This window comes from Endozoicomonas acroporae, assembly GCF_002864045.1.
In the GTDB taxonomy this organism is placed as follows: domain Bacteria; phylum Pseudomonadota; class Gammaproteobacteria; order Pseudomonadales; family Endozoicomonadaceae; genus Endozoicomonas; species Endozoicomonas acroporae.
The window spans coordinates 1-12,444 of record NZ_PJPV01000066.1 but is presented as its reverse complement, the minus strand read 5'-3'; the positions used below and the strand labels follow the sequence as shown (position 1 = coordinate 12,444).

General features: G+C 49.8%; 10 protein-coding genes and 1 riboswitch. Of the genes, 3 read left to right on the top strand and 7 right to left on the bottom strand.

All coding sequences use genetic code 11. The annotated features are described in order from the left end of the window. Positions 1-234: 234 nt before the first annotated feature. The 3 genes from CX664_RS11375 to CX664_RS11360 form a co-directional block, all read right to left on the bottom strand. A complete protein-coding gene (locus tag CX664_RS11375) occupies positions 235-873 on the bottom strand; it encodes a cryptochrome/photolyase family protein (protein WP_244910651.1) in 639 nt (212 codons plus the stop codon). Between the two features lie 1,643 nt (positions 874-2,516). After that, a complete protein-coding gene (locus tag CX664_RS11365; protein ID WP_101746846.1) occupies positions 2,517-4,001 on the bottom strand; it encodes a cryptochrome/photolyase family protein in 1,485 nt (494 codons plus the stop codon). Between the two features lie 24 nt (positions 4,002-4,025). Beyond that, a complete protein-coding gene (locus tag CX664_RS11360) occupies positions 4,026-4,775 on the bottom strand; it encodes an SDR family NAD(P)-dependent oxidoreductase (RefSeq protein WP_101746845.1) in 750 nt (249 codons plus the stop codon). A 130-nt stretch (positions 4,776-4,905) separates the two neighbouring features. On the opposite strand from CX664_RS11360, the gene CX664_RS11355 reads away from it, so the two are divergent. The 3 genes from CX664_RS11355 to CX664_RS11345 all read left to right on the top strand — a co-directional run bounded on the left by CX664_RS11355 (position 4,906) and on the right by CX664_RS11345 (position 8,681). Continuing rightward, positions 4,906-6,039 (top strand): glycerate kinase, encoded by a 1,134-nt coding sequence (locus CX664_RS11355; protein ID WP_101746899.1) that lies wholly within the window; start codon positions 4,906-4,908, stop codon positions 6,037-6,039. Between the two features lie 269 nt (positions 6,040-6,308). Continuing rightward, positions 6,309-7,019 carry a hypothetical protein gene (locus CX664_RS11350; RefSeq protein WP_101746898.1) on the top strand — a complete coding sequence of 237 codons (711 nt, stop codon included), beginning with the start codon at positions 6,309-6,311 and terminating at the stop codon, positions 7,017-7,019. Positions 7,020-7,151: 132 nt separating this feature from the next. Next, on the top strand, positions 7,152-8,681 hold the full coding sequence (locus CX664_RS11345; protein ID WP_101746844.1) for a hypothetical protein: 1,530 nt from the start codon (positions 7,152-7,154) through the stop codon (positions 8,679-8,681). 35 nt (positions 8,682-8,716) lie between these two features. Here the strand turns inward: CX664_RS11345 and CX664_RS11340 are convergent, their stop codons facing one another. The 4 genes from CX664_RS11340 to CX664_RS11325 form a co-directional block, all read right to left on the bottom strand. Beyond that, positions 8,717-9,541, bottom strand: coding sequence for a MetQ/NlpA family ABC transporter substrate-binding protein (locus CX664_RS11340; protein ID WP_101746843.1), 825 nt, complete (start codon positions 9,539-9,541; stop codon positions 8,717-8,719). A 249-nt stretch (positions 9,542-9,790) separates the two neighbouring features. Beyond that, positions 9,791-10,447 carry a methionine ABC transporter permease gene (locus CX664_RS11335; protein ID WP_101746842.1) on the bottom strand — a complete coding sequence of 219 codons (657 nt, stop codon included), beginning with the start codon at positions 10,445-10,447 and terminating at the stop codon, positions 9,791-9,793. Beyond that, positions 10,437-11,489 (bottom strand): methionine ABC transporter ATP-binding protein, encoded by a 1,053-nt coding sequence (locus tag CX664_RS11330; RefSeq protein ID WP_101746897.1) that lies wholly within the window; start codon positions 11,487-11,489, stop codon positions 10,437-10,439. The genes CX664_RS11335 and CX664_RS11330 overlap by 11 nt, the downstream gene beginning before the upstream one ends. A gap of 49 nt (positions 11,490-11,538) precedes the next feature. Then, a riboswitch (SAM riboswitch) is annotated at positions 11,539-11,614 on the bottom strand. Positions 11,615-11,667: 53 nt separating this feature from the next. Beyond that, positions 11,668-12,387 (bottom strand): sulfite exporter TauE/SafE family protein, encoded by a 720-nt coding sequence (locus CX664_RS11325; RefSeq protein ID WP_101746841.1) that lies wholly within the window; start codon positions 12,385-12,387, stop codon positions 11,668-11,670. Positions 12,388-12,444 lie beyond the last annotated feature (57 nt).

The window sequence follows — 12,444 nt, the reverse complement described above, 5'->3', positions numbered from 1 at the left end:
CGCACTCATACAGGGGAGAGGCCGCATGAGTGTGAGATTTGCAATAAAGGATTTATCAGAAAGGCAAATCTGGTAAGACACAGACACACTCATACAAGGAAGAGGCCGCATGAATGTGAGATTTACGATAAAGGATTTACTACAAAGCAAAATCTGGAAGGCCCCAAACGCGTTTAAACGAGTTAGAAGCCATTTGCGTTAGAAGCTATTCAAAATGAAGATGCTTCTATTTGATTAAGTTCGAATGGCCTGCCATGCCTCTAACGCTTTGGCCCGGGATTTTTTCAAATCAACGACTGGCGCTGGGTAATTTTCCCCCAGGATAACGCCTGCCTGATAAAGGACATTGTCGTCGGCTTCCCAGGGCGCAAACAGAAACTTATTCGGTAACCCGGAAAGCTCAGGTACATATCGACGTATATACTCGCCATCAGGATCAAACTTCTGCCCTTGGGTAACCGGATTAAAAACCCGGAAATAAGGTGCCGCATCCGCACCTGAACCCGCCACCCATTGCCAGCTTGCCGAATTGCTGGACAGATCAGCGTCCACCAGGCAGTCCCAGAACCAGGCTTCCCCATGCCGCCATGGCTGCAGCAGATTTTTGACCAGAAATGAGCCGACAATCATTCTCACCCGGTTGTGCTGCATAAACCCGGTTTGCCGGAGTTCGCGCATCCCGGCATCGACAATGGGGATGCCGGTCAGTCCCTTCTGCCATGGCCTGAGTTTTTCAGGATCATCCTGCCAGGGAAAGCCGTCAAACTTTGCCTGAAAATTTTGCTCCGGCAGTGTTAGGAAGTGGTACAGCAGATAGTAAGAAAACTCACGCCAGCCCAGTTCTGAGTGAAAACAGTCAAGGTCCGTCTCCACATTACTGTCGGTTGCTGCAGCCGCCGACGCGTACCAGACCTGATTGGGGGATACCTCGCCAAAATGAAGATGGGCAGACAGTTGTGAAATGCTGCGCCTGGCAGGGAAATCACGCCCTACTTTATACCCATTCAGCCCCTCGCCCAGAAAATCCTGAAGTAAGAACCTTATTTAACACCGTTAATAATCTGTAACTATAAAGATGGCCGCCAGTAATCTGGCGGCAAAATTTCAACCTGGAGCAATAGTAAAGTCACCCACCTCTATGGAGCTGTCCTGAAATATTTTCCTCATTTCTGAGTTTCAAAACTACGTTCGTCCTGAGACTGTCGAAGTGCGTGAACTCCGGCCTCATGTATTGTGCCAATCACCCTTCGACAAGCTCAGGATGAACGGAGATCGAGTCCAAAATGTGGAAATTATTTCGGGACAATTCTTAAGAACGTTTTTCAGCTTTCGCAGCAGCTTCGCTCTCTATAACAATCAACGTTCATAGAACTTCCTTGTCAGTACGATGTCCAAAGGGAGGACACCTCATCAGATGCCCCTTTGATCACCTAATCCAGCTAAATACACGTCTTTAGACGTGGAATAAATTACAGGGCAACCATTTTAATATATATAAACAGGTATCTAAATATAATCAAACGAACGACGGTGAACGGGAACCATAAACCTACAAACATGTCGAAGCCAAGTGGCTGACCGAGAATAGACTACCCTACTGTGGCGACAGTAATTTGTCAGCCTCTCGGGAGGATTATCATACAAATGATAAACACATGAATTCAGCACATTTAAATGCTTCAGGTGCAAAAATTGAGGCTATAGCCTCATATTTATTGACCAGAGCCAGTTCTGAGCAACCAGTATCGGGCACAACGTCCTCTAAAAGAGAGGTAAAAGTTCAAGGCCAGCCCCTTGACTTGGGCATAAAACCAAAGCAGGGGGAGGAAAGGTCTGTCGCTCAAGACCTCAGGGAGAGAATGTGCAAATTAACCACCCCTGAAAACCAGGTTGCTGGCGAACAGGGTCAACAGCCTTCAGGGCCAGGTCAGGCAAGTCAACATGTCGAATTTTATCACCCGACTGGGTTTTACGGTCACAATTCACAAACTAATGAACAGCAGTTCCTGCAGTCCAGTAAAGCAGCCCTGCCATCAGAAAAGCGCAAGACTCATCGATGTTTATTCGATGGTTGCGGTAAAACATTTACCAGCAGTCATCGTCTGAAAAGACACCGACTCACTCATCTGAGTCACAGGCCATTGAAATGTGGGTTTGAGGGTTGTGATAGCAGATTTTATTATCAGTCTGATCTGAAAAGACATCGACGCATTCATACGGGGGAGAGACCGTTTGAATGTAAGAATTGCGATAAACGCTTTATCCAGAAGAGTGAACTGGAAATACACAAACTCACTCATACAGGGGAGAAGCCGCATACATGTGAGATTTGCAATAAAGGATTTATCAGAAAGGGATGTTTGACAAGACACAAACACACTCATACAGGGGAGAGGCCGTATGAATGTGAGATTTGCAATAAAGGATTTATCAGAAAGGTAAATCTGGAAAGACACAAACGCGTTCATACGAGTTAGAAGCTATTCAAAATGAAGATGCTTCTATTCAAGGCAAGCTTATTGAGTGCGAATGGCCTGCCATGCCTCTAACGCTTTGGCCCGGGATTTTTTCAAATCAACGACTGGCGCTGGGTAATTTTCCCCCAGGATAACGCCTGCCTGATAAAGGACATTGTCGTCGGCTTCCCAGGGCGCAAACAGAAACTTATTCGGTAACCCGGAAAGCTCAGGTACATATCGACGTATATACTCGCCATCAGGATCAAACTTCTGCCCCTGGGTAACCGGATTAAAAACCCGGAAATAAGGTGCCGCATCCGCACCTGAACCCGCCACCCATTGCCAGCTTGCCGAATTGCTGGACAGATCAGCGTCCACCAGACAGTCCCAGAACCAGGCTTCCCCATGCCGCCATGGCTGCAGCAGATTTTTGACCAGAAATGAGCCGACAATCATTCTCACCCGGTTGTGCATAAACCCGGTTTGCCGGAGTTCGCGCATCCCGGCATCGACAATGGGGATGCCGGTCAGTCCCTTCTGCCATCGCCTGAGTTTTTCAGGATCATCCTCCCAGGGAAAGCCGTCAAACTTTGCCTGAAAATTTTGCTCCGGCAGTGTTGGGAAGTGGTACAGCAGATAGTAAGAAAACTCACGCCAGCCCAGTTCTGAGTGAAAACAGTCAAGGTCCGTCTCCACATTACTGTCGGTTGCTGCAGCCGCCGACGCGTACCAGACCTGATTGGGGGATACCTCGCCAAAATGAAGATGGGCAGACAGTTGTGAAATGCTGCGCCTGGCAGGGAAATCACGCCCTACTTTATACCCATTCAGCCCCTCGCCCAGAAAATCCTGAAGTTTGTTTTTTGCCGCTGTCTCACCGACCCCTCTGCCCTGCTCACACCAGTAGGCATACAGATTATGGTCCCAGCGCACCTGCTTTGCCTCACCAACAGACTCAGGATTATGGGCGGGGACAAAACCTCCAGCTGGCAATAGGTCAAGGTCATTGATGTCGCTTTTCGAGGCTGTCGCAACACACCGGATTTTTTTCGGTACCGGCAATGGCTCCCTGGGCGGTTCAGCTACCAGGCACCCTTTGCGATAGTAAGGCGTAAATACCCGGTAGGGCGTGCGATCCTTTTTCAGCACGGTCCACGGCTCCCAAAGCAGGGAACCATTGAAGCTTTTGACTTCCAGCCCGTCATTTCGCAGGGCTTTCTTTATTTGCTGATCGCGCTGGATCCGCCAGGGTTCATAGCAGCGATTCCAATAAACGGCATCCACATTATATTTTGCCGCCACTTCCGGAAGCACTTTTGCTGCGTCGCCCTGAAGCACCAGCAGTCGGCCTTTCAGAGCGTCGTTTAATGCTGCCAGTGAGTGGTGCAGCCACCAGCGGCTAGCCCTGCCGGGAGCCCATTGACCGGCAGAGTGATCATCCAGAATAAACACCGGAAGCACCTGGCCATTGCCAGCCGCCTCAAACAAAGAGGGGTTATCAGACAACCTGAGATCCTGACGAAACCAGTGAATAATAACCATTTTATCTCCTTAGGTTTTGCACCATCAAAAAGGCAGCTTTTCGCCATCCCAGGCAAACATGTGACCACTGTCCCCTGGTGTCAACTGATCAATCACATGCAAGAGCCGTTCTGCCGAGTAGTCCGCCGAAAAGAGTTTACCCTCAGGAACGCCAGACTGAAACGGCATGGACAAATGACTATCCACTGTGCCCGGATGCAATGCAGCAATAATCGATGATTTGTTTTTTCTGGCAATTTCGATAGCAAGACTTTTAATAATCATATTCAGCGCTGCCTTTGATGCCCGGTAGGCATACCAGCCGCCTAATTGATTATCAGAAATGCTGCCCACTCTGCCAGATAACACGGCAAACACATTCTTACGGTTTCTGGCCAGCTTGGGAAGAAAATATTTGGCAACCATGGCGGGCCCGGTGGTATTGACGGCGAAGATTCTGGCAAAGTGATCGGGCTGGAAATCCTTGATGGATTTTTCCGGCTTCAGGCCTTCCCCCTCATGGAGGATACCGGTGGTGACTAAGACCAGGTCCAACGGCTCCGAAATTTGCTCCGCCCCCTTGGCAATACTGTTTTCATCCAGAAGATCCATGGGGTGAAAAACGGTTTTATTCACCTGGTCAAACTCAGGCTCACTGCGTGATAAGGCATAAATTCTGGTGACTGTTGGTACCTGCTCCAGCCAATGGACCATGGCTTTGCCGATGGCACCGGAGGCTCCGATGACGGCAACATGCAAGCCCTCGGCAAATGAGTCCAGTTTCAATTCTGTCATGGAGCACTCCATATATCTGGGTAGAAAAGACAGCCTCAGGCAGACAGGCTGAATGGCGTTGCGTTTAACCGATTATTTCTATAAAAACTTCTCTACGGAGCCTGTAACTCAACAGATCGTCCAACGGACTATGAAAATTGTTATTGCACCCGATTCCTTTAAGGAGTGTCTTACCGCGGCCAAAGTAGCCCAGGCCATTGAAACCGGCTTGCAGCAGGTTTTGCCGGATGCAGAGTGCATCAAAGTTCCGGTTGCCGACGGTGGCGAAGGTACGCTGCAGTCACTGGTGGACGCCACCGGGGGCACACTGATGGATGTTGCAGTAACCGGCCCAATGGGAGAGACCGTTCAGGCCTGCTTCGGCCTGCTGGGTGGTAGTGAAACCGCTGTCATTGAGATGGCCGGGGCTTCGGGTATTGAGCTGGTATCCGGGGATCAACGCAACCCGATGGTCAGTACCACCCGGGGGACCGGAGAGTTGATTCTCAGCGCCCTGGTCCAGGGCATTAAACGCATCATCGTCGGTATTGGCGGCAGTGCCACTAACGACGGTGGTGCAGGTATGATGCAGGCATTGGGGGTAAAACTGCTGGATGCTGATGGCCGGGAGCTGCCCCGGGGTGGTGCAGCGCTGTCACGCCTGTGTCGCATTGACACCGGCTCGATGGATAGACGACTGCAGACCATCGAGTTTATTGCGGCCTGCGATGTGAACAATCCACTTACCGGAGCCAATGGTGCCTCAGCAGTGTTTGGTCCCCAGAAAGGCGCTACTCCTGAGATGGTTGCACAGTTGGACCAGGCATTGACACACTATGCCAGCATTCTGCATCGGGACCTTGGTAAAGATGTTGGGCAACAGCCCGGAGCAGGCGCTGCCGGAGGCATGGGTGCTGCCCTGCTGGCGTTTCTGGATGCTGAACTGAAACCGGGTATTGACATCGTCATGGACGCCGTCGGCCTGGCAGAGAAACTGATCGGCGCTGACCTGGTGATTACCGGAGAGGGCCGGATTGATGGACAAACCGCACAGGGAAAAACACCCGTGGGGGTTGCCCGGATTGCCAAACAGTTCAATCTTCCGGTGATTGCTCTGGCTGGCTCTGTGGGTTCCGATGTTGACGCGGTCTATGACTGTGGCATTGATGCGTTGTTCCCGATTGTTCACGGTGCAGTCCCACTGACCGAGGCCCTGGCCAAAGGTGAGGAGAACCTGATTCGGGCCGCCAGGAACCTGGCCAGTGCCTTGATACTCCTGCAGTAATATTTTTGTCTTAACCACAAAGACACAAAGACACAAAGTAAAAGCATTTTTTTTGTTTGATCTTTGCTCTTACCAGTATTCTGCTCTTCTTAGTGCCTTTGTGCCTTTGTGGTGCAAAACGTCTTTTAAACAGCGTCAGGATTCACACCTTCCTGTTTCCGCAACACAATCCCACCACTGCAACCAATAGTGCAGGATGATACGACCATGCCGATATGGGCTATGAACTCCTTCATTTTTTCCAGACTCAGCTTTACCCGGGATTGTTCATGGCCAAAGAACCTGAAGATAAAAAGCAGCCCGATGATAACAGTGGCAATGTCATCGATATGTTCACCCGCAAGCCTCTGGACGAGGTTAACCTTCATCAGATTGTGCGCATTGCTCCTGAACTGGATGGTATGGAAATGCTTTACAGCAATGATGCCAATCCGGGCAAGCTGTTCAGCATGAAAATTCTCTGCTGGGCAATGATGAAAGACGGCACGGTTGATGCCCTTATCCCCTGGCTTAATAAGGTGGTACCTGCCCGTGAGCTCAATGACCCATTAAATGGCCACTGGGAAGGTTACTTTGACAAGATACACGACCATGCATTTTTTGACGTACCGGATCACAAGGTTGCGGAACTGGAAAACGCGGCCAATTACTACCCACCCATAGAGTCGGATGAAGCTGTCATTATTCAGGAAATCCCCGACACCATCGGCACCCATGCCATTCTGACCGAAGACCAGTTTAAAACGATTGTACTGGTTCATGTAACCAGCTGGCGTTTGTACAACGATGGCCGGGTCATGGCCATGGTGGCCGATGATAAAAAGGTCGAAAACACACCGGTACTACCGGGCGATGAGTGCCTGTTTGCGGCCCAGGATCACGAACACTTCCATTACTTTTTCCATTATGTCATTGCGAATAAAATCAAACGTGGAGATCCGGAAGCTTTAGCGGCATTTACCCACCTGGTAGAAGGTTAATCCTTCTGCTACGTCCGGGTACTGCCTGGATTAACCTGCACACTGCGAAACCACTTTCCAACCATTTTTGATTCCTTGTCAACCACAAAGTCGAGAGCTAGATTTTCCGGACTATTTAAAGAGAATAAAATTATGGATCTGAGTGCTGGCAAAGCATTTGCTACTGATCACACATATTCCAAACCCAAAACTTTCGAGGACTTTGCTACCAAAACTACTTCCAGTGTTGAGGACGTACTGAAAAAGGCCAGGAGCTTTGGCTTTCGGGATGTTGATATCCACTTTGGCTCGAAAAAAATTCCTCCAGGTGAAGAGGATGACCAAACCATTTACATTCTGGATGGCAAGCGTTTCTGTTTCACTGGTTTAACAAAAAATACCGTAGATCAGAGAACCCCCAGGCTGGTCAAAAAATTTTTCACTCCACCCATTCTGAGGAAAATATGCCAGCCTGATAATATCAGGGTGGAAGCTGCCTATGAAATGATTGGAAAAGCGTTTAAGTATCACGATTTCATTGAGGAAAGTGTCTGGAAATTCAGGCCAAAGAAAGAAAAACTCCTGGATTTTTTCCAAAGGAACAGTGACGGAGATCACTTCAAGTTTCTACAAGATATTTCCCTGGGAATGAAAGACGGACCAAATATTTCAGCGGATCGCAATGCCTATTACCTTTTGGCGCTTTGGGTTGAGTTATCAAATGCAATGTCTACGGACTTTCATAGAAAAGATCTGTTCAAATGGAGAGATTTTGCCGTTGTAAAATGTCGACCTGAAAGACATAAACGAAAACCAATTCCTGAAATACTCATACCACGACCGCGCAAAAAATTGAGGGTCGAAGAAAAAAATGACTCCTCAGCCGTAAACATTACGCTTTCAGGTTCCGGTAACAATCATCAGTGTTTGCCAGGTAATCAACAGAAAACGGCCGATACGCAGAAACCATCAGATTTGGAGAGAACCTCAGCACAGCACGATGCTGAGCATGATGCCGGGATTGAACAGCCAACCAGCCAGAACAATAAAGAACCTTTAGTGGAAGCTTCTTCATGTAGAGAAAACGTAACTCCGCAAAAAAGACTCGCAAATTCTACATGCGATCCTCTACAGCCCAGTAAAATCACTAAAATGACGACAGAAACTGAGGTTTTGCCCGTCAGAAATGAGTGGTTACGAGAAAACCACAGTACCTTCTTAGAGATAAATGCCAAAGATTATGTGCCATCATTCAGTAATACCGACGACTCAGCGGTTTGCGACAGCGACCAGTCAACTGTTTATGATAGCGACGAATCAACTGATTACGACAGCGACGAATCAACTGATTACGACAGCGATGAATCAACCGATTACGACAGCGACGAATCAACTGTTGATGATACGGATGAGGTCACTTGTGACAACACTGGCAGCCAAACTGCACAAAGCCATTCTATAGAAAAAGAAACAAGAGAAGAAAGTGAAAGTGAAAGTGAAATAACGATTCTAAAGGTCAACCATCTTTCTCAACAAGTCATAAAGAACCTTGAGCGTCTTAAGCAAAAGCAAACGCAAACCAACCGGCCAGTGGTATCAGTATCCCAGAAGAGGCAGATGATTGTCACTTTACACGAAGGGGTAACGCTGATTAACGGCCTCAAGGCCATAAAACATAAATAATGCCGGAAGCAAACCGCTTCCAGCATGTAGAACATTTACTTCCAGCCAGCCACAGAACTCCCTTTAAACAGCTTTGCAGCCCTGGTTTCAACCGCATCCGTCTGATACGACTTAACCAGGGCCAGTACGCGCGGGTCTGTCTGATTATCTTCACGGGTGACAATGATGTTCACATAGGGAGAGTCCTTATCTTCCACCAGCAGGGCATCACGGGTTGGGGTGTAACCCGCCGGTACCGCATAGGTGTTGTTGATAAAGGCCATATCCACATCATCCAGGGAACGGGGCAGCTGCGCCGCATCCAGTTCAATAAACTGGAAGTCACGGGGATTTTCAATGATATCTGCCGGTGTTGCTTCCAGGTTATTCACATCATTCAGCTTAATAAAGCCACGCTGATGCAGAAGAATCAGTGTGCGGCCTTCATTACTTGGGTCATTGGGAATAGCGATTTTGGCTCCATCCTGCAACTCACTGATGTCTTTCAACGTCTTTGAGTAAGCGGCAATAGGATAAACAAAGGTGTTACCAACGGCAACCAGCTTAAAGCCCCGGTCACGCACCATGCTGTCCAGGTAAGGGCGGTGCTGGAATGCATTGGCATCAATACTGCCGTCCGACAGCGCTACGTTTGGCGACACATAATCAGAGAACTCCACCAGCTCCACAGCCACGTTATGGTCCTGTCTGGCGATGTCTACCGCCACTTTCATCACATCGGCCTCAGGCCCCGCCATCACCCCCACCTTCAGCGGACCATTTGGATCATCCGACTGACCACAGCCTGCCAGCAATGCTGCTAACGCTAATACCGCCGAACTGGCCAGGGTTTTTACTGTTTTTAGAATATTAAAAGTCATTGATTACTCCCGGACTTTAACAACATGCCATCAACATTAGCGGTGTTGATGGATTTTCCCACCATAAAAGGAATTACCCCGGAATAATTTATACATTTCTGAGTTTCAACACTACGTTCGTCCTGAGCCTGTCGAAGGGCGTGAACTCCGGCCTCATGTATTGTGCCAATCACCCTTCGACAAGCTCAGGATGAACGGAGAGCGAGTTCAAAATGTCAAAATTATTTCGGGACAATTCCTAAATGATTATTAGTGACTGCGATCATAATAGTGCTGCAGGCGATCACCCACCATCTGCAGCAATTGCACCAGGGCAATCAACACCACCACCGTGGCCAGCATGATGACCCCATCAAACCGCTGGTAGCCATAACGGATGCCCAGGTCACCAAGGCCTCCGCCACCAATGGCACCGGCCATGGCCGAGTAGCTCACCAGCGTTACCAGCGTAATGGTCATGCCATTAATCAGCCCGGGCCTGGCCTCCGGCAGCAGCACCCGGGTAACAATCTGCAACGGGCTGGCCCCCATGGACTGGGCGGCCTCCACCAATCCGGAAGGCACTTCATTCAAGGCACCTTCGGCAATGCGGGCAACAAACGGGATCGCCGCCACGGTCAGTGGCACAATCGCAGCGGTGGTACCAATGGAAGTACCGGTCAGCAGTCGCGTCAACGGGATGATAGCCACCATCAGAATAATAAAAGGAATGGAACGTCCGGCATTGACAATACCGCCCAGAACCAGGTTAGCAACGCGGTTTTCCAGAATACGTCCTTCCCGGGTCACGTACAGCAGCACTCCCAGCGGGATACCGAGCAGAAAGCTGATGCCTCCGGAAAAGGCCACCATATAGAGGGTTTCCCAGAGCGCCTTGAACAACAGTGACCATGCATCAGCTGACATAACCAATCACCTCTACCTGGACCGTATTGTCTGGTGAGTTATGCAAGCCCTGCAGAAACTGCAGCGACTGCTCAATGCCTTCAGGCTCACCCATAATTTCCACCATCAAAAAGCCCATGGCTTTTTCATTGACCGTTTCAATATCCGCCTGCAGGATATTAAAGTCCGTATTGAACTGTCTTGCCGCCCTGGTAATCAGCGGCTGGACAACCCCCTGCCCGACAAAGGTAATGCGCACCACCGGCCTGGCACCTTCGCAAGGCTCAGACTGGAACCGGGCTTCAATTTCTGCCACCGGTTTTTCATGAATCGCACTGCGCACAAACTCTTTGGCCAGATCCGTCCGGGGGTTGAGAAAGAACTGCTCAACCTCATTCTCTTCAATGATCTTGCCGAAGCTCATAATGGCCACTCGATCACAGATGGTTTTCACCACATCCATCTCATGGGTAATGATCAGAATGGTAATCTTAAGCTGACGGTTGATGTCTTTCAGCAGGGCAAGAATTGACCGGGTTGTCTGCGGGTCCAGTGCGGACGTGGCTTCATCGCACAACAGCACTTTCGGCTTACTGGCCAGGGCCCGGGCAATGGCCACCCGCTGTTTCTGACCGCCGGACAGCTGGGCAGGGTAGCTGTTTCTTTTCGAGTCCAGCCCGGTCAGTTCCAGCAGGGGCAGAACGGACTGTTCTATTTCTGATTTGCTGGCACCGGCCAACTCAAGGGGAAGAGCGACATTATCATACACAGTGCGGCTGGACAGCAGATTGAAATGCTGAAAAATCATCCCAATGTTGTGACGGGCCTGACGCAATAATTTCTCTGGTAGCAGAGTCAGGTCCTGACCATCCACCAGCACCTGGCCGGAAGTCGGTTTCTCCAGTAAGTTGACGCAGCGAATCAGCGTGCTTTTCCCTGCGCCACTGGAGCCAATCACACCGTAGATGGCACCTTCAGGCACCGACAGATTTACTCCGTCAATGGCCTTGACCTCGGTGCCCCCGGCGGCAAACACCTTGGTCAGGTTATTCAATTCAATCATATGCATAAAAAAACCACCCTGATGCTAACAGAGTGGTTTCATAAGGAATTCTTAATTGAAACCCTTCTTTTAGCGGAATTTGTAATGCGCCCGCAAGCCAAGGTCAAATCAGCGCATGGCGTGACAAACTATCCAAAATAGTGATTTCTGTCAACTTTCTCACTCTCCCGGTGTCACTTCAAACGGCAGACAGAATAGCGGTTATGCCTGAAATACTGCACAGCACCAGCATCATCTGGCGGATCCGTTCCTTTTCAACCTTTGCAGCGATTTTGCTGGCCAGCCAGTGGCCGGTTAACACCGCTGGAAAAAGGCACACACCGTAGATTAACTGCCCGATTGATAACAGATCATTGAGACCCAGCATAACCAGAGAGATAAAGCTGCCAATCACAAAAAACACCGCCAGGTTGGCCCTGATCCGGTTGCTACTTTCGTTTTGTAACAACAGCGCCATCGGTGGACCACCGATGGAGGCCGCCGTCCCCATCATCCCGGAGCACAGGCCGACAATGAACAGAGTGAATGGCGTAGTTTTCAGTTTATAAGGAAAAAGACTGCCGACCACCGCCAGCAGAACTGCCCCGCCCAGCACCAGACTCAGGTGCTGGATACTGACCAGCGTCAGAATCAACACCCCAATCATGGATCCGGGTACCCGACCCAACAGGGCATAACCCAGAATGGCAACATCGATCTCACTGGCATAACGTCGGGCAGAAAGCGCCCCGATCGCCATACCGGAAAAAATCAGCGGTCCCGGTATCAGGGCAGGATCAATGTGATAGAGAAAAGGTGCGGCAACAACCGCCATGCCAAAGCCGATGGTTCCCTGGACAAGAGCCCCCAGGCCAACAACCCCCATGGCAGCAACAACCTGCAGAAGTGACAGTTCCATGCAACGACATCCAGCCTTAGAAGTTAAATGACTTCCGGCATAGCCGGAAGCTTATTA

Bases quoted from the DNA above. Each gene is read 5' to 3' on its own strand.
- CX664_RS11365 (WP_101746846.1), bottom strand. From the start codon at position 4,001: ATGGTTATTATTCACTGGTTTCGTCAGGATCTCAGGTTGTCTGATAAC.
- CX664_RS11360 (WP_101746845.1), bottom strand. From the start codon at position 4,775: ATGACAGAATTGAAACTGGACTCATTTGCCGAGGGCTTGCATGTTGCC.
- CX664_RS11355 (WP_101746899.1), top strand. From the start codon at position 4,906: ATGAAAATTGTTATTGCACCCGATTCCTTTAAGGAGTGTCTTACCGCG.
- CX664_RS11350 (WP_101746898.1), top strand. From the start codon at position 6,309: ATGGCCAAAGAACCTGAAGATAAAAAGCAGCCCGATGATAACAGTGGC.
- CX664_RS11345 (WP_101746844.1), top strand. From the start codon at position 7,152: ATGGATCTGAGTGCTGGCAAAGCATTTGCTACTGATCACACATATTCC.
- CX664_RS11340 (WP_101746843.1), bottom strand. From the start codon at position 9,541: ATGACTTTTAATATTCTAAAAACAGTAAAAACCCTGGCCAGTTCGGCG.
- CX664_RS11335 (WP_101746842.1), bottom strand. From the start codon at position 10,447: ATGTCAGCTGATGCATGGTCACTGTTGTTCAAGGCGCTCTGGGAAACC.
- CX664_RS11330 (WP_101746897.1), bottom strand. From the start codon at position 11,489: ATGATTGAATTGAATAACCTGACCAAGGTGTTTGCCGCCGGGGGCACC.
- CX664_RS11325 (WP_101746841.1), bottom strand. From the start codon at position 12,387: ATGGAACTGTCACTTCTGCAGGTTGTTGCTGCCATGGGGGTTGTTGGC.